We start from the raw sequence: 15,951 nt of genomic DNA on the forward strand, positions 1-15,951 counted from the left end.
CTTCACGCGACGCCCGCTTCCACCAGGAAGCGGCTGGGCGTATCGGCCCAGGACACGTGCAGGCGCTCCCGTGCCCTCGTGCACGCCACGAACAGCAGGCACCGTTCCGTCATGAGGTCCGTCTCATGCTGGAGCCGGTCGACCTCGGCGTCGGTGATCGCCTTCGGGAACGGCATGGAGGCCGCGTTGACGCCGTGGTCTTGCGCATCTTCGTGCTTCGCCCAGCCCGAACTCGCGTGACCTGGCGCTCGCGGAGAGTGGACGGCATTCGCTTTCGCGAAGCCGGGGGGAGGGTCATGGGAGATCCGAGCGCGGCTCTCAAGGCGATTCACAAGACGGGGGCCGTCCATTTGGCGACCGCCGCGGCTGGCTTCGGTGGCGCGTCGCCACCGCCGAAGGAGATCTACGCCTGAACCGGCACCACCGACGCCTCCTCCCCGGGCCCGGGCACCGGAAACCTCCCCGCGTTCCGCGCCATCTTCGCGCGCGTCGCCGTCTCCAGGTCCACGCCCAGGACGTCGGCGAGGCGTGTCAGGTACATGAGCACGTCGGCCATCTCCGCCCCGACGGCGTCGCGTTGGGCGTCGGTCAGCGACTCGCACTCCTCCGGGGTGAGCCACTGCAACTCCGCGACCAGTTCGCCGACCTCACCGGCGAGGGCCATGGCCAGGTTCTTCGGCCGGTGGAACTTCTCCCAGCCGCGTTCGGCGGCGAAGGCGCGGAGGTCGGCGGTCAGGGCATCCAGAGACATCCCCGGATGATAGGCGCGCCGACCTCGCACGCCGTCGCGCTACTCGAACGCCGTCGTGTAGATCCTGGCCTTGTAGAACTCGGCCCCTGTCCTGGTGCGGTCGGCGCCGACGGAGAACCGCACGGTCGGGCTGCCCCAGGTGCGTGAGCCGGTGCCGTCGGCGCGGACGGAGACGTCTTCACCCGAGGAGTGGCGGGACCACGCCTTGAGCGAGCCCTCCGTCGACACGGTGGTCTTGGTCAGCGTCGCCGTGTCGACGCGGTAGGCGCCATAGGTGTCGGTGACGAACAGGTGCCCCGGCGAGCTGTAGTCGGGCTGGAGGTCGTGGCCCAGCCCGGACAGCGCGACCGACTTCCCCGCCGACACCAACCGCGTGTTCCGGTACGTCCCCGTCACGTTGTACGCCCGCAGCACCTTGTCGCCCACGGCCCACAGGTGGCCCAGCGACGGGTCCCACAGCACCCCGTGCGCGCCCTTGAACGCGATCGTCTGCACCCTGGCCAGGGTGCTCGGGTTGCTGATCGCCGTCGGCCCGTAGACGCACAGGTAGCCGCCGGCGAGCAGCCCGTCCGACGACGACGCCGTCACGATCGCGCCGATGTCGGGGATGCGTTCGACCGCGTGCGGGTTTCCGCCGGGCGAACCGGTCCACAGCAGGTCGTTGAGTTCCTGGTGCTGCTCGGTGGTCTTGTCGACGATGCCGACGTTGCCCCCCGACGCGGCGACCAGCGCCACCTCGCCGAAGGACGCGGTGTTGCGGAAGCGCACGTCGGACAGGTTGTACCAACCCCCGGCGCCGGGGGTCCAGCTCCACTGCACGTTCGCGTCGCTGAACGCGACGTCCTTGTCCCACATCAGGACCTTGTTGGACACCTGCTCGGTGGCCGCGATCGACCAGGTCGCGGCTTTCGCCGGCGAACCCAGGAGTAACGACGCGGGTGCGGCTAAGGCCGCGCCCGCCAGAAGCGTGCGACGTTTCATTCGGGAAACCCTTACTGGTAGTGGGTCGTGTAGATCCGTGCCTTGTAGAACTCGGCGCCCTCGCGCGTCTGCCACGGCGAACGCGAGAAACGCACGGTCGGGCTGCCCCAGGTCTTCTCGCCGACGAGGTCGGCGCGCACCGAGACGTCCTCTCCGCAGCGGTGACGGGAGTAGGCCTTCACGGAGTCCTCGACGGAGACGGTCGCCGCCGTCAGCGTCGCCTTGTCGATGTGGTGGACGCCGTAGGTGTCGGTGACGAAGAGTTTCCCGCGGTCGGTGTAGTCGGGCTGCAGGTCGTGCCCGAGCCCGGCGAGGGGCACCGCGCGGCCGGTGTCGACCAGGCGCACGTCCCGGCGCTCGCCGGTGACCTCGTAGGCGCGCACGACCTTGTCGCCGATCGCCCAGAGCACGTCGCCCTCCGGGTCCCACAGGACACCGTGCGCGCCCTTGAAGGGGATGACCTGGACCTGTTCGAGGGTCTCGATCTTCCGCGGGTGCGAGGGCGCGTACACGCACAGGTAGCCGCCGGCGACCTGCCCGTTCGAGGAGCTCGCGGTGACCACGGCGCCGACGGGGTGCACGTACTCGGCGGCGTGCGGGTTCCCGCCGGGCGCGGCCGACCAGAGCAGGTCGTCGAGGCCCTGCTCGCGCACACCGTGCTTCTTCTCGACGACACCGACGTCGCCGCCCGACGCCGCCGCGAGGGCGACCTCGCCGATGCGCGGGATGCGGCGGAAGCGCGCGTCGGACAGGTTGAACCAGCCGCCGACGCCCGGCGACCAGGACCACTCCAGGTTCTCGTCGGTGAACGGGGTGTCCTTGTTCCACATCATCAGGCGGTTGAGGATCTGCTCGGTGCCGACCACCGAGAACGTGGCCGCGGCCTGCGCGGGGGCCGATCCGAGGAGCGCGGCAGCGGGGACGCCGAGGGCGGCGGCGGACAGGAGAGTACGTCGCTTCACGGGGGAACCTTCGTCTACAAGGGGCAAGGTGATCTCAGTATGCCGAAGAAAAGCTCGAATCCTTGACCGCGAGGTGAAGGTTTTCTACCCTGCGGGTAGCCGACGAAAGGACTACCACCCCATGCCCACCGAAGACGCCGCCTCCGGCACCGCGCGCCGCACCCTTTTCCGCACCGGAGCGGGCGTCGGCATCGCCGCCCTGGGCGCCACGACGCTCGTCGCCGGCGCCACCGCCGCGCACGCCGAGGAGGCCGGGGAGGCCGCCGCGGCGGCCGCCGCCCCGAACCCCGCGTTCCCCAAGCACGAGCTGCGCGCCTCCTGGATCGCCAGCACCGTCAACATCGACTGGCCCAGCCGCCCCGGTCTGGACGTCGCCACCCAGAAGGCCGAGCTGATCCGCTGGCTCGACGAGGCCGTCGCGTACGGCTTCAACGCCGTCATGTTCCAGATCCGCCCGACCGCCGACGCGTTCTGGCCCTCGCCCCACGAGCCCTGGTCGCGCTGGCTGACCGGCGCGCAGGGCACCGACCCGGGCTACGACCCGCTCGCCTACGCCGTCGACGAGGCGCACAAACGCGGCCTGGAGATCCACGGCTGGTTCAACCCGTTCCGCATCTCCATGAAGGCCGTCAGCGGCGACGTGGGCACCGACCCGTCGAAGCTCGTCGACGGTCACCCCGCCAAGGACAACCCCGACTGGGTCGTCGCCTACCCCGCCGACGCCACCGGGCAGCTCTACTTCAACCCGGGCGTGCCCGAGGCGCGTCAGCACAACGTCGACGCGATCTGCCACGCCGCGGAGAACTACGACCTCGACGGCGTCCACTTCGACGACTACTTCTACCCCTACCCCGTCGGGACGCAGCAGTTCAACGACGACGCCACCTTCGCCGAGTACGGCGGCGACTTCACCGACAAGAAGGCGTGGCGCCGCCACAACGTCGACCTGTTCGTCAAGGCGATCTCCGACCGTCTCCGCGAGAACAAGCCGAACGTGAAGTTCGGCATCAGCCCCTTCGGCGTGTGGCGCAACAAGGCCGACGACCCGGTCCTCGGGTCCGACACCGCCGCCGGTGCGCCGACCTACGACGCCCTGTCCGCCGACACCCGCAAGTGGGTCAAGGAGGAGTGGATCGACTACATCGTTCCGCAGGTCTACTGGGCCGACTCCCTGGCCGTCGCCAGCTACGGCAAGATCGTGCGCTGGTGGGACGAGGTGTGCCGCGGCACGAACGTCCAGCTGTTCATCGGCGAGGCGACCTACAAGGTCAACGCCTCCACCCAGTCGCCCGAGTGGAACAACGACGCGCACGAACTCGACCGGCACGTGGTCATGGGCCGCGAGCTGGCCGACGTCGACGGCAACATCTACTTCTCCGCGAAGTCGGTGCGCGCCAACGAGCTCAACGCCATGGGCATCATCCGGGACACGCACTACCAGCGTCCCGCGCTGATTCCGCCCTCCGACGGCCGGTTGCGCCGTCCCGGTACCCCCCGCATCAGTGACTCGCGCTGGCGTGAGGGGAAGCTGGAGCTGCGCTTCGGCTGCGGTGACGAGCACGGCGGCCACGGTGGCCACGGCGGCGGGCACGGACGCCGTGAGGCGAGCTGGTTCGCGGTGTGGCGCTTCGACGGGCACCGCCGCCACGTCGAGGCCGGTGACATCGCCGACGCGACCGCGCTCGTCGGGCGCGTGCACGCCGACGCGGGCAAGTTCGTCGACGCCACCGCCGTCAAGGGCAAGAAGTACACCTACGTGGTGACCGCCTACAACGGCGTGTGGACCGAGAGCAAGATCAGCAAGGCGCGCAAGGTCTAGTCTCAATCCGGCGGTGCCGCCCCCGGTCTGGGCACGGAACGGGGGTGGCACCGCTTCTCGGTGTCTAGGTCCAGCTGACGCCGTCGGCGGGGACGGCGCTGATCTCGCCGCTGCCGTCGGTGCCGGCCGAACCCCAGTGGGTGTTGTCGGACCCGGCGGTGCCCCAGGGGTCGCCGTTGTTGCGCTCGCCGTCGGCGCCGATGCCGAACAGCGCGGTGTTGCGGAATCCGGCGGCGTTCGACCGGCCCTCGGCGCCCTGGGACGCGTCCCAGCGATCGGAGTCGCCGCCCTCGCCGTCGCGTGCCGACTTCGCCGGCCAGACGAAGTCGGTCCAGCTCACGCCGTCCCGGTGTTCGACGATGCCGCCGTTGGAGTCCCACGGGTCGCCGTGGTCGACGGCCGCCCGGGCCCCGGCCCGGCCCGGTGTCGTGAACGCGATGACCGCGATGGCGGCCAGCGCGGCGAAGATCATGCCCGCCAGCAGGCGGATTCGTGCGGTGTCGCTCATGGGTTTCCTTCCCCGTGTGGTGGGAAGGGTGCGCACCCTCGTGGACTCAGGGTACGAAAATCGGCGGCGGCCGTGGGGGCACGCGGTGGCGAGGGTGCGCCGCGCGGGATCCGGCCGCCGGTGGGAGAACTCGCCGGAGAGGCGGCGGCGCCGTCCCCGCCCGGGCACGGCGCCGCCGCTTCACCGCTAGGCCCCGTCGGCGTTGTCGGCGGGCGTGGAGTCCGCCTTGCCGGTGTCGTCGACACCGCTGTCGTGGTAACCGTCGGCGGGTGCGGCGTCGTCTTCGGCGCCGCTGTCGTGGTAGCCCTCGTCGACGCCGCTGTCGTGGTAACCGTCGGCGGGCGTGGAGCCGGTCTTGTCGCTCATCGTCGTGGTTTCCTTCCCCGTGTGGTGTGGGAAGGGCGCGCACCCCTTGGATCCAGCGTACGAAGTCCGGCGCTCACGCCGGGCGATCACTCAGGCGCCTCTCAGCATCAGCCGCCGTCCCGGCCGCTCCACCCACTCGTGCAGCGCCCACGACAGCGCCAGGGAGATCCCACCCGCCAGGACCGTCAGTCCCAGCGCGGGAAACACCCCCGGCTGCGGATGTCGCGCCCACACGTACTCGCCGGTGCGGATCACCAGGATGTGCACCATGTAGAACGCGCAGGACAGCTCGCCGAGCCGCACCATCAGCGGGTGCCGCACGAGCGAGGGTCTCCCGTCCAGGCCGGACACCGCGCCGGCCACGATGAGCAGTCCGAAGCCGACGACCGTGCAGGCCGCGTAGCGGAAGGGCCCGGGCGAGAACACCGCCGCGGTCGCGTAGCCCATGGCGGTCACCGCCAGGGCGATCGGGTAGCCGACGCCGCGCCATGCCCCGAGCCGCACGAGCCTGGCCAGGGCGACGCCGAGGGCGAACTCGGCGAGCCGCACCGGCGGGAAGAAGTAGACGACGCGCGGTTCCAGGAACAGCGGCGCGAGCAGCACGATCGCCGTCGACGCGGCCGCGACCGCCCACAGCCACCGCGCTCGCAGCCTGCGGGTCAGCCGGAACAGCAGCGGGAAGGCCAGGTAGAAGAAGGCCTCGCAGGCCAGTGACCAGCTCACGGGGTTGAGCGACTGGTCGTATTCGGCGACGGGCACCCAGCTGTGCACGAGCAGGCAGTTCGCGGTGGCCGCCTCGACGGTCGGGATCAGTCCGGGGATGAGCTGGAGGGCCAGCAGGAGCGCGGCGGCCACGGTGACGACGTGTACGGGGTAGACGCGGGCGAGCCGGCGTCGCCAGAAGCGGACGGGGTCGTCGCCGTCACGCGCGGACCAGGCGAGGACGAAGCCGGACAGGATGAAGAAGGACACTTCCCGGTAGGGGGATTGCACAGCCCCCGCACAGCCAGCGCACCTGCTGCCCCGCTCCGTCGCCGTCGAAGTACCGCACAACGTGGACGTGCAGCCCGAAGACGAGGAGTGCGGCGAACCAGCGCATGCCGGTTAGTGAGGGAAGGTGCTCATTACGGCTTTTGAGCATCGGGGGAGGGTAGCCGACGAAAATGTGAAGGCGGTTACAGTCCGCCCCTCTCAGCTTTTATCCCCGGGACGGCTGCGACAATCCGCCAGTGGCCGACATCCAGAGCACCGAAAAGTCGCGAGAACTCTTCGACCGCGCCGCACGGGTCGTGCCCGGTGGCGTGAACTCCCCGGTCCGGGCGTTCCGCTCGGTCGGCGGCGATCCCCGCTTCATGGTCAGCGGTGAAGGCTGCCGCATGACCGACGCCGACGGCAACACCTACGTCGACCTGGTGTCCTCCTGGGGCCCGCTCATCCTCGGCCACGCGCATCCGCACGTCATCGACGCCGTGACCGCCGCCGCCGTGAAGGGCACGTCCTTCGGGACGCCGACGCCCGGCGAGGTCGACCTCGCCGAGGAGCTCGTCGCGCGCACGGGCGTCGAGCGCGTCCGCATGGTCAACTCCGGCACCGAGGCGACGATGACCGCGCTGCGCCTGGCGCGCGCCGCCACCGGCCGCACCAAGATCATCAAGTTCGCCGGCTGCTACCACGGCCACGTCGACCCGCTCCTGGCCGCGGCCGGGTCGGGCGTGGCGACCCTCGCGCTGCCCGACTCGCCGGGCGTCGTCGGCACCGACGAGACGATCGTCGCGCCCTACAACGACATCGACTCCGTGGCCAAGATCTTCGCCGAGCACGACGGTCAGATCGCCTGTGTCATCACCGAGGCCGCGGCCGGGAACATGGGCGTCGTCGCCCCCCGTGACGGGTTCAACCGCAAGCTCGCCGAGCTGTGCCGCGCCAACGGCGCCCTGCTCATCCTCGACGAGGTCATGACCGGCTTCCGGGTGAGCAAGAACGGCTGGGCCGGGTTCTCCGGCGACACCGCCGACCTGTTCACCTACGGCAAGGTCATGGGCGGCGGCCTGCCCGCCGCGGCCTTCGGCGGCCGCGCCGAACTGATGGACATGCTCGCGCCCTCCGGCCCGGTCTATCAGGCGGGCACCCTGTCGGGAAACCCCCTGGCCTGCGCCGCCGGTCTCGCGACCCTCCAGCTCTGCGACGACGACCTCTACGCCAAGCTCGACGCCGTCTCCCAGACCCTGGGTGAGGCCGCCGTCGCCGCCCTCACCGAGGCCGGTGTCCCGCACCGCCTGTCGCGGGCCGGGAACATGTTCAGCGTGTTCTTCACCGCAGACGACGTCTCCGACTTCGCCGGTGCCCAGGCCCAGAACGTCGCCGCCTACCGCGCCTTCTTCCACGAAATGCTGGCAAAGGGGGTCTATCTGCCCCCGAGCGCCTACGAGGCCTGGTTCGTCTCCGGCGCCCTCGACGACGAGGCCGTCGCACAGATCGCCGACGCTCTCCCGTACGCCGCGCGTGCTGCGGCTAAGGTCGCACCGTGAGCACAGCTCAACCCAAAAGCGACGACCGGACCGTGGTGCACGTGCTGCGCCACGGCGAGGTGCACAACCCGGCGCGCATCCTCTACGGGCGCATCCCCGGCTACAAGCTGTCGACCCTCGGCGAGCAGATGGCCGAGGTCGCCGCGCGATCCCTGGAAGGACGCGACGTGACCTACGTCGTCGCGTCCCCACTGGAGCGTGCGCAGCAGACCGCGGAGCCCTTCGGGAAACTCTTCGCCACGCAGGTCGCCGTCGACGAGGACCTCATCGAGTCGGAGAACTTCTTCGAGGGCAAGGTCGTCTCGGTCGGCGACGGCGCCCTGCGCAGCCCGCGCAACTGGTGGCGCCTGCGCGACCCGTTCACGCCCTCGTGGGGCGAGCCGTACCGGATGATCGCCAAGCGCATGTTCACCGCGCTGCACGCCGCGCGCGTCAAGGCGCAGGGCCATGAGGCGGTGTGCGTCTCGCACCAGCTGCCGATCTGGACGCTGCGCCGTTACGCCGAGGGCAAGCGCCTGTGGCATGACCCGCGCCGCCGCCAGTGCGCCCTGGCCAGCCTCACGTCCTTCCACTTCGAGGGCTCGAAGCTGGTCGGGATCGGCTACGACGAACCGGCCGCCGCGCTCGTCGCGCAGTCGGCGACCGCCGCCCAGGCCAAGGGCGCCTGACGTGCGACTGAAATCCCTCGGCCTCGCGCTGTCCGCGTTGTTCCTGCTGTCCGCCTGCGGTTCGGGCGGCGACGCCGCCACCAACCAGCAGCGCTTCGTCAGCCAGGACGGGCAGACGACCCTCTACGACGACCCCGCCGACCGCCCCAAGGCCCCGGCGCTGTCCGGTGAGGACCTGGCCGGCAACGCCCTGGACATCGCCGCCGCCTACCCCGGCAAGGTCATCGTCGTGAACTTCTGGGCCTCCTGGTGCCCGCCGTGCCGCGCCGAAGGCCCCGAACTGGTCGCCGTCGCCGAGGCCACCGCCGACCTCGACGTGCAGTTCGTCGGCATCGACATCCGCGACGAGCGCAGCAAGGCCGAGGCCTTCGAGCAGGGCCTGGGCGTGCCGTACCCGAGCTTCTTCGACCCGTCGGGCCGCCTGGCGATGCAGTTCGCCGACGTTCCACCGACGACCATCCCCGCCACCATCGTCATCGACCGCGAAGGCCGCATCGCCGCCGTCTTCCGCAAGGCGCTGCTCGCCTCCGGCCTCCAGCCGACCGTCGAGCAGATCGCACTGGAGGCGGGGCCGCGCCCGATCCCCTCGGGTTCCGGGTGAATATGTTCGCCGCGACCATCGAACAGAGCGGACGTCCGCGCGAAGCCCGCACCCTCGACGTCCGCGAGCTGACCGTGCGCACGTGGACCTGAAAGTCGATCACCCCCACCATGGTTCTACGATGTGTCGAACTTGTCCCACTAGCCTCGCGCGCTGAGAGGAGGCCCCGGTGAACGGATTCTCCGAGATCGCCACCGGCGGCCCGCTGCTCATCGCCATGGCGGTGGCGGCGCTCGCCGGGCTGGTCAGCTTCGCCTCCCCGTGCATCCTCCCGCTGGTGCCCGGTTACCTCTCCTACGTGACGGGCCTTGCCGGGTCGGACCTCGACTCCGGGAAGCGTCGCGGCCGGATCATCGCCGGGTGCGCGCTGTTCATCGCGGGCTTCACCGTCATCTTCGTGCTGCTGAGCTTCGCCTTCGCCGCGATCGGGCAGACGCTGCTGCTCAACCAGGAGACGGTCGAGCGCTGGGTCGGGGTGGCGATCATCGCCCTCGGCGTGGTGTTCCTCGGCGTCATCCCCGGCACGCGCGGGATGTGGCGTACCAACCGCAAGCTCCCCGACGCCGGGCTGATCGGCGCGCCCGTCCTCGGCGCGGTCTTCGCGCTGTCGTGGACGCCGTGCCTGTCGCCGACGCTCGGCGCCGTGCTGGGCATGTCGGCGATCTCCGGCCAGTCGGGCCGCGGGGTGGTCCTCGCCGTCGCCTACTGCCTCGGGCTCGGGCTGCCGTTCCTGGTCTTCGGCCTCGGGTTCCGCAAGTTCCTCGGGGTCTTCTCCTTCATCCGCCGCCACAGCCGCTGGGTCACCGCCGTCGGCGGGGTCCTGCTGATCCTGGTCGGCCTCGCGCTGGTCACCGGCGTGTGGATGGACTTCAACAACTGGCTGCGGGCCGAGGTCGGGCCGGTCGAGGTGGGCATATGAGCGTCGACGTGCAGGAGCGCCCGGGCGCGGCCTCGCCGAAGCGGAAGCGTCCGGTGTGGAAGCGGCCGCTCGCCGTCGCCCGCAAGTGGTGGGGCCAGCTGACCAGTATGCGCACGGCGCTGATCCTGCTGTTCGCGCTCGCCGTCGGCGCGATCCCGGGCTCGATCCTGCCGCAGCGCACGGTCAACGTCGAGAACGTCAACAAGTACTTCGCGGAGAACCCGGGCCTGGCGAAGTTCCTCGACCACCTGTGGATGTTCGACGTCTACGCCGCACCCTGGTTCGCCGCCGTCTACGGGCTGCTGTTCATCTCCCTCATCGGCTGCCTCGTCCCGCGCCTGCGCGAGCACTTCGACGCCCTCCGGCGCCGTCCGCCCGACGCGCCCGCGCGGCTCGACCTCATGCCCGAGAACGCCTCGTGGGCCGATGACGCCGCCGAGGGCGCCGATGTGGTCGACCGCCTGCGGACCCTGCTGCGTTCGCGCCGGTACCGCACGGTCGTCCGCGAGCACGCCGACGGCACGGTCACCTTGAGCGCGGAGAAGGGCTACCTGCGCGAGACCGGCAACCTGGTCTTCCACTTCGCGCTCGTCGGGCTGCTGATCGGGGTCGCCTTCGGCGCCCTGTTCGGCTGGCACGGCAACCGGGTCCTCGGCGAGGGCCCCGACAACGCCTTCTGCAACAACCTCCAGCAGTACGACGACTACGGTCTCGGCCCGAACGTCAGCCCGGCCGAGCTGCCGAAGTTCTGCATCGAGCTCGCGTCCTTCAAGGCCGACTACCTCGACAACGGCCAGCCGATCCAGTACTCCGCCGAGCTCCTCTACGGCGAGGGCGGCGGCATGCCGGACGAGACGTTCCACCTTGAGGTCAACGAACCCCTGCGGCTCGACGGGAACAACGTCTATCTCCTCGGCCACGGGTACGTCCCGATCATCGAGTTCACCGACCAGTACGGCAACGTGCAGACCTCGAACACGCCCTTCCTGGCGATGAACCCGTCGATGCTCAGCGAGGGCGTGGCGATCTTCCCCGACGCCAACATCACCCCCGACGGTGTGCGGGACAAGACGAAGCAGGTCGCCTTCGAGGGCATGTTCATGCCGACGGCGCCCGAGGAACCCCCGTACACCAGCTCCCTGTTCCCCGAACCGAACAACCCCGCCGTCATGCTCTTCCCCTACGTCGGCGACACCGGCCTCGACCGGGGCAAGCCCGGGTCGGTCTACGCGCTCGACCGGCAGCAGGTCGCCTCCGGCGCGCTGCAGGCCGAGGGCGAGGGTTTCCTGCTGAGGATGGGCGAGTCGAAGGCCGTCGCGGGCGGGACCGTCACCTTCAAGGAGCTCCAGCAGTACGCCGTGCTCCAGACCCGCTCCGACCCCGGTGAGGGGATCGTCCTGTGGTCGTCGGTGGCGCTGCTCGCCGGACTGCTGCCGTCCCTGCTGGTCAAGCGCCGCCGGGTGTGGTTCCGCGTCAAGGGGAACGACGTCACCGCGGGCGGCCTGCCCCGTACCGAGAACCAGACTTTCGCCGCGGAGTTCGGCGAACTCGTCGCCAAGGCCAAGGAGTCTTAATGCCCGACGTGGATGCGACACTCGCCAACACCGCCGACAAGCTATTCGTCGCCACGATCGTGTTCTACGCCGTGGCGATGCTCGGATACGCCCTGGAGTACGCCTTCGGGCGCAAGGCCGCCGCCGTCGCCGGGGCCCGGTCGAAGGTCCTCGCCGGAGCCGGCGGACCCGACCACGCCGAAACGTCCGATGTGGACGACGGCGAGGACGGGCACGTCGACGAACGCGCCGAACGCCTCGGCATCACCATGAACCAGGCCAACCGCGCCGGCGTGGTCGCCCTGTGGCTCACCTGGATCGGCGCCGCGCTGCACCTGAGCTGCCTGGTCCTGCGTGCGTGGTCGGTCGGGCGCGTGCCGTGGGGCAACATGTACGAGTTCATCATCGCCGTCTGCCTCGTCGGTGTCGGCACCTGGCTCGTCGTCGTCGCGACCGGTCTGGCCGCCCGCCGTCTCGGGCTGTTCACGACGCTCGTCGCGATCCTCCTGCTCGGCACCGCCACCCGCCTCTACACCGAGGCCGCGCCGCTGGTGCCCGCGCTGAACTCCTACTGGATCGCCATCCACGTCACCGCCGCAGTGCTGGCCAGCGGGATCTTCATGGTCGGCTTCGTGCCGGCCGCGCTCCAGATCATCCGCCGCCGTTACGACCAGGTCGAGGGCAGTGGCAGGAAACCGCGCTTCCCGATCACCCTCGGCGAGCGGCTCCCGGCGGTGGAGAACCTGGAGCGGCTGGTCTTCAAGCTGCACGTCTTCGCGTTCCCGCTGTGGACCTTCGGGGTCATCGCGGGCGCGGTGTGGGCCGAGCGCGCCTGGGGCCGCTACTGGGGCTGGGACCCCAAGGAGATCTGGTCCTTCATCGCGTGGGTCGTCTACGCCGCCTACCTGCACGCCCGCGCGACCGGCCCGGGCGGGCGCAAGCTCGCGCCGTGGATCGTCGTGCTCGGCTGGGTCACGATGATCATCAACCTGTTCGGGGTGAACCTCGTGGTGAGCGGGCTGCACTCCTACGCGGGGGTCTAGAAAGCCCAGAGCGGGTTCAGCTCGTGCAGTACGGCGATCACGAGCACCGGCACGGTGAACAGGTTGACCGCCGTACCGGTGAAGCGGGCCGCCGGGGACGTCTTCCGCCCGAGCCGGATGGAGAGGACCACGGCGGCGAAGGTGAACGCGGCGGCCACGAACATGACCGGCGAGTCTTGCACGTAGAAGTAGAAGTCCCCCATGAGGAACAGCGCGAGCCCGACGCTCAAGATGAGCGCGCGCGCCACCCACCAGCCGGGCCGTAGCGCGTAGAGCATGTCCGTGGCCCGGCGGTAGGCGAAGAGCTCGCCGAGGAAGCCGTCGGCGCGGTCGGCGACGGCGTGCCAGTCCACTGTCGACGGTGGTGCGGCGGCGACCATGGCGGTTCCGGCGAAGGCGGGTTGCGGCATCCGCGCTCCCGTGTCGGCCGTCGTCGGCAGGGTCGAGCGGAGTTCCGACGCGTAGGCCTCCGGGGGGCCCAGGCGGGTCGCGAGCGGGACGGCCGTGGTGATCTCGCCGGCGACCTCGGTGAGGTGGTCGATGAGGTCGCCGATCAGTTCGCCGCGGACGTGCGGCGGCAGGTCGGACAGCGCGTCCTCGACGGCGGCTATGTAGTGGGCGATCTCGTCGTCGCGGGTGCCGGTGACGTTCACTCGGATTCTCCTAGCGGGCTCGGTTGCCGAGGAGGTCGCCCATCGTGTCGGCGAACTCGGTCCAGGTCTTGGCGGCCAGGTCGAGCTGGACCCGGCCGGAGTAGTTGAGCGAGTAGTACTTGCGGTGCGGTCCGGAGTCGCTGGGCACGACGTAGGTCACGAGGTGGCCGGCCTGGAAGAGCCGCCGCAGGGTGCCGTAGACGGAGGCGTCGCCGACGTCGGTGAAACCGGCCTGCCGCAGGCGCCGCAGGATGTCGTAGCCGTAGCCGTCCTGGTCTTTGAGCACGGCGAGCACGGCGATGTCGAGCACTCCTTTGAGCAGCTGCGTTCTGTCCACAGGGGACAGGCTACTTCGCAATGCGGAATAGTGTCAATGGCGCACTAGTGATCGACGGGACCGGCGAGCCGCCGTTTTCTCGCTTGCCCCGGTCGCCGAGCGGGGGACATGATCACCTGGTCCACTCCTCTGCGAACCGGAGTCAGCCGTGCTCCCCCTCCTGCGCGACCGTCGCTTCCAGGCCTTCTGGCTCGGCCAGGCCACCAGCGTCGTCGGCGTCGGCGTCACCGTCGTGGCGCTGCCCGGTCTGCTGCTGACGCACCGCAGCGGCACCGACTTCGCCTACGTCCTGGCCGCCCAGGCCGGTACGGGCGCCTTCTGCACGATCTTCGGCGGGGTCTTCGCCGACCGGTACTCCCGCAGCATGCTCATGGCCGTGTCCGACGTGCTCTGCATCCTCGGGGTGGGCGCCTATCTCGCGCTCGGCGCGAACGGTCCACTATGGGCACTGCTGCTGTCGGCGGGCGTGATCGGCGTCGGGACCGGCCTCTACCAGCCCGCGCACCGGGCCGCGATGCCGCAGATCGTGCCCGGGGAACTCCTGGAACGCGCCAACGCGCTCGACTCGGCCACGAAACGGATCGGGATGGCCGCCGGTTCGGCACTCGGCGGACTGCTGATCGCGACGGTGAACCCCGAGGTCGCGCTCGTCGTGAACCTCGGCACCTACGCCGTCAGCCTCGCGACCCTGCTCTTCCTGCGGCTCCCGGCGGTCACCGGCGGCGGCTCGGGCGGCGGGATCGCCGCGGTGTTCCGGGAAGCGGGCGAAGGCGTGCGGATCGTGCTGCGCAACCGCTGGGCCACCGCGATCATGGTGCAGGGCACCATCCAGGTCTTCTTCCTCTTCGCGCCCAACTACATCCTCACCGCCATCGTCGCCGCCGAGCGTTACCCGAAAGGCGCCTACGGCTGGATCATGACCGCTGGTTTCGTCGGCGCGCTCGCCGGTTCGCTGATCTCCGGGCGGATCAAGGCGAAGCGGCCGGGTCTGCTCGCGATGAACGCGCTGGTGCCGTGCGCGGCCTTGCCCGTCTGCCTGGTCTGGAACGTGCCGCTGTGGGCCTTCTGCGCGATCGCGTTCCTCGCCTGGGCCGGGATCTCCACCTTCTTCGTCTTCTGGCTGTCGGCGCTGTCGCGGGCCTTCCCGCCGGAGGTGCACGGCCGCGTGTTCGGCATCGAGCACCTCCTGACGTTCTGCCTGGACCCGGTCGCCAAGGCGGTGATCCCGGCCGTCGCGCTGGCGGTCGGCATGGGAGTGTTCGGGATCGTCGCGGCGGTCGTGCTGCTGGTGAGCACCTACGCCGTACTGCTGGTGCCGGGCGCGATCAGACTCTCGACTCCGTCAGACGCGCCGAAGCCTCCTTCCGTGCCGACAGCTGCCCACTGAGCACGATCCACAGGCACAGCGCGCCCATCGGGACGAGCATCAGCAGGGTCACGACGATCGCGTCGAGCTCGCCGCCCTCGCCGGCGGTGAGCAGGGTCGCGGTGAGCAGCGACAGGACCATGTTGTTCCCGGCGTGGGCGAGACTGGCCGTCCAGATCGTGCCGCTGCGGATCCGCAGCCAGCTCAGCATGATCTCCTGGAGCAGGAACGAGGCCGTCCACACGAGCAGGCCCAGGGCGACGTTGGAGTACTCGGCGTAGCCAAGGAAGGCCAGCGGATAGTGCCAGACGGCCCAGATCAGGCCCGTGGCGACGGTCGCGGCGACGGGCCGGCCGCGGTAGATCCGCAGCCGCAGGTAGCTCGTCCAGCCGAACTCCTCGCCCCAGTAGATCGGGATGAGGACGATGACGAGGGCCTGGAGGCCCAGGATCACCGCCCACCAGGGGATCCCGAACCCGTCGAGCGCCGACAGGTCGGGCGTCCACAGCCCGGTGGCCGCGGCGACGACGCAGGTCGCGACGGCGATCGCGAGCGGCGCCAGCCACGCGACCAGGTAGTGCCACCAGGCCTTCCGCAGGCGCGGTTTGAGGCCGGCGTCGGCGAAGCCCTCGCGCGTCACCCACCTGCGGACGACGAAGGCCGCGATCGCCGGCAGGAACGCCATCGGCAGCTGTGCGAGGGGATTGACCAGGGACCAGTCGAGGACCAGCCGTGCGAAGAACTGGTAGCCCCAGGTGGCCCCGAAGGAGATGAGCAGGAACACCGCCAGGCCCTTGTGCCTGGCGAGAAGTGAAGCGGACACGTGCGTCCTTCCGGTCGACGGCAACCGGGACAGCGTCGCCGCCGAAGGGGGTCGCGCGCATCGCGCGTGAGAG

18 protein-coding genes are annotated in these 15,951 nt (G+C 70.3%); 8 read left to right on the forward strand and 10 right to left on the reverse strand.

The features are described from left to right. Window positions 1-2: 2 nt before the first annotated feature. From HNR73_RS35130 to HNR73_RS35145, 4 genes are all read right to left on the reverse strand, one after another. A complete protein-coding gene (locus HNR73_RS35130; protein WP_184792372.1) occupies window positions 3-176 on the reverse strand; it encodes a hypothetical protein in 174 nt (57 codons plus the stop codon). Window positions 177-403: 227 nt separating this feature from the next. Then, on the reverse strand, window positions 404-751 hold the full coding sequence (locus tag HNR73_RS35135; RefSeq protein WP_184792373.1) for a nucleotide pyrophosphohydrolase: 348 nt from the start codon (window positions 749-751) through the stop codon (window positions 404-406). A 39-nt stretch (window positions 752-790) separates the two neighbouring features. Beyond that, window positions 791-1,732: a DUF6528 family protein gene (locus HNR73_RS35140; protein WP_184792374.1), complete on the reverse strand. Its 942-nt coding sequence runs from the start codon at window positions 1,730-1,732 to the stop codon at window positions 791-793. Between the two features lie 11 nt (window positions 1,733-1,743). Continuing rightward, entirely contained in the window at window positions 1,744-2,694 is a 951-nt protein-coding gene (locus HNR73_RS35145; RefSeq protein WP_184792375.1) for a DUF6528 family protein, read from the reverse strand. Window positions 2,695-2,815: 121 nt separating this feature from the next. Between HNR73_RS35145 and HNR73_RS35150 the strand changes: the two genes are divergently transcribed. Next, window positions 2,816-4,513: a glycoside hydrolase family 10-like protein gene (locus HNR73_RS35150; RefSeq protein WP_184792376.1), complete on the forward strand. Its 1,698-nt coding sequence runs from the start codon at window positions 2,816-2,818 to the stop codon at window positions 4,511-4,513. A gap of 64 nt (window positions 4,514-4,577) precedes the next feature. Here HNR73_RS35150 and HNR73_RS35155 read toward each other — a convergent pair whose 3' ends face one another. From HNR73_RS35155 to HNR73_RS35165, 3 genes are all read right to left on the reverse strand, one after another. After that, a complete protein-coding gene (locus HNR73_RS35155) occupies window positions 4,578-5,021 on the reverse strand; it encodes a hypothetical protein (RefSeq protein ID WP_184792377.1) in 444 nt (147 codons plus the stop codon). 186 nt (window positions 5,022-5,207) lie between these two features. Continuing rightward, window positions 5,208-5,387 carry a hypothetical protein gene (locus HNR73_RS35160; protein WP_184792378.1) on the reverse strand — a complete coding sequence of 60 codons (180 nt, stop codon included), beginning with the start codon at window positions 5,385-5,387 and terminating at the stop codon, window positions 5,208-5,210. Window positions 5,388-5,477: 90 nt separating this feature from the next. Continuing rightward, complete coding sequence (locus tag HNR73_RS35165) at window positions 5,478-6,359, reverse strand: acyltransferase family protein (protein WP_184792379.1); 882 nt, start codon at window positions 6,357-6,359, stop codon at window positions 5,478-5,480. Between the two features lie 257 nt (window positions 6,360-6,616). Here HNR73_RS35165 and hemL point away from each other — a divergent pair, with 257 nt between their 5' ends. The 6 genes from hemL to ccsB all read left to right on the forward strand — a co-directional run bounded on the left by hemL (window position 6,617) and on the right by ccsB (window position 12,699). Further along, window positions 6,617-7,915, forward strand: coding sequence for a glutamate-1-semialdehyde 2,1-aminomutase (hemL, locus tag HNR73_RS35170; protein WP_184792380.1), 1,299 nt, complete (start codon window positions 6,617-6,619; stop codon window positions 7,913-7,915). Between the two features lie 32 nt (window positions 7,916-7,947). Beyond that, window positions 7,948-8,583: a histidine phosphatase family protein gene (locus HNR73_RS40405; RefSeq protein WP_239122307.1), complete on the forward strand. Its 636-nt coding sequence runs from the start codon at window positions 7,948-7,950 to the stop codon at window positions 8,581-8,583. Between the two features lies 1 nt (window position 8,584). Continuing rightward, window positions 8,585-9,184, forward strand: coding sequence for a TlpA family protein disulfide reductase (locus tag HNR73_RS35175; protein ID WP_239122302.1), 600 nt, complete (start codon window positions 8,585-8,587; stop codon window positions 9,182-9,184). A 217-nt stretch (window positions 9,185-9,401) separates the two neighbouring features. Further along, window positions 9,402-10,103, forward strand: a complete 702-nt coding sequence (locus HNR73_RS35180) for a cytochrome c biogenesis CcdA family protein (RefSeq protein WP_184792474.1) — start codon at window positions 9,402-9,404, stop codon at window positions 10,101-10,103. Next, window positions 10,100-11,677, forward strand: a complete 1,578-nt coding sequence (gene resB / locus HNR73_RS35185; RefSeq protein WP_184792382.1) for a cytochrome c biogenesis protein ResB — start codon at window positions 10,100-10,102, stop codon at window positions 11,675-11,677. The genes HNR73_RS35180 and resB overlap by 4 nt, the downstream gene beginning before the upstream one ends. Then, window positions 11,677-12,699 carry a c-type cytochrome biogenesis protein CcsB gene (ccsB, locus tag HNR73_RS35190; protein WP_184792383.1) on the forward strand — a complete coding sequence of 341 codons (1,023 nt, stop codon included), beginning with the start codon at window positions 11,677-11,679 and terminating at the stop codon, window positions 12,697-12,699. The genes resB and ccsB overlap by 1 nt, the downstream gene beginning before the upstream one ends. Here the strand turns inward: ccsB and HNR73_RS35195 are convergent. Together HNR73_RS35195 and HNR73_RS35200 are read right to left on the reverse strand one after the other, a co-directional pair. Next, window positions 12,696-13,352: an HAAS signaling domain-containing protein gene (locus HNR73_RS35195; RefSeq protein ID WP_184792384.1), complete on the reverse strand. Its 657-nt coding sequence runs from the start codon at window positions 13,350-13,352 to the stop codon at window positions 12,696-12,698. The genes ccsB and HNR73_RS35195 overlap by 4 nt on opposite strands. A gap of 10 nt (window positions 13,353-13,362) precedes the next feature. Continuing rightward, complete coding sequence (locus HNR73_RS35200) at window positions 13,363-13,689, reverse strand: PadR family transcriptional regulator (RefSeq protein ID WP_184792385.1); 327 nt, start codon at window positions 13,687-13,689, stop codon at window positions 13,363-13,365. 148 nt (window positions 13,690-13,837) lie between these two features. Here HNR73_RS35200 and HNR73_RS35205 point away from each other — a divergent pair, with 148 nt between their 5' ends. Beyond that, window positions 13,838-15,076 carry an MFS transporter gene (locus HNR73_RS35205; RefSeq protein ID WP_184792386.1) on the forward strand — a complete coding sequence of 413 codons (1,239 nt, stop codon included), beginning with the start codon at window positions 13,838-13,840 and terminating at the stop codon, window positions 15,074-15,076. On the opposite strand, the gene HNR73_RS35210 is transcribed toward HNR73_RS35205, so the two are convergent. Next, window positions 15,015-15,878, reverse strand: a complete 864-nt coding sequence (locus HNR73_RS35210) for a CPBP family intramembrane glutamic endopeptidase (RefSeq protein ID WP_203686771.1) — start codon at window positions 15,876-15,878, stop codon at window positions 15,015-15,017. The genes HNR73_RS35205 and HNR73_RS35210 overlap by 62 nt on opposite strands. Window positions 15,879-15,951 lie beyond the last annotated feature (73 nt).

This window comes from Phytomonospora endophytica, assembly GCF_014202425.1.
In the GTDB taxonomy this organism is placed as follows: Bacteria; Actinomycetota; Actinomycetes; order Mycobacteriales; family Micromonosporaceae; genus Phytomonospora; species Phytomonospora endophytica.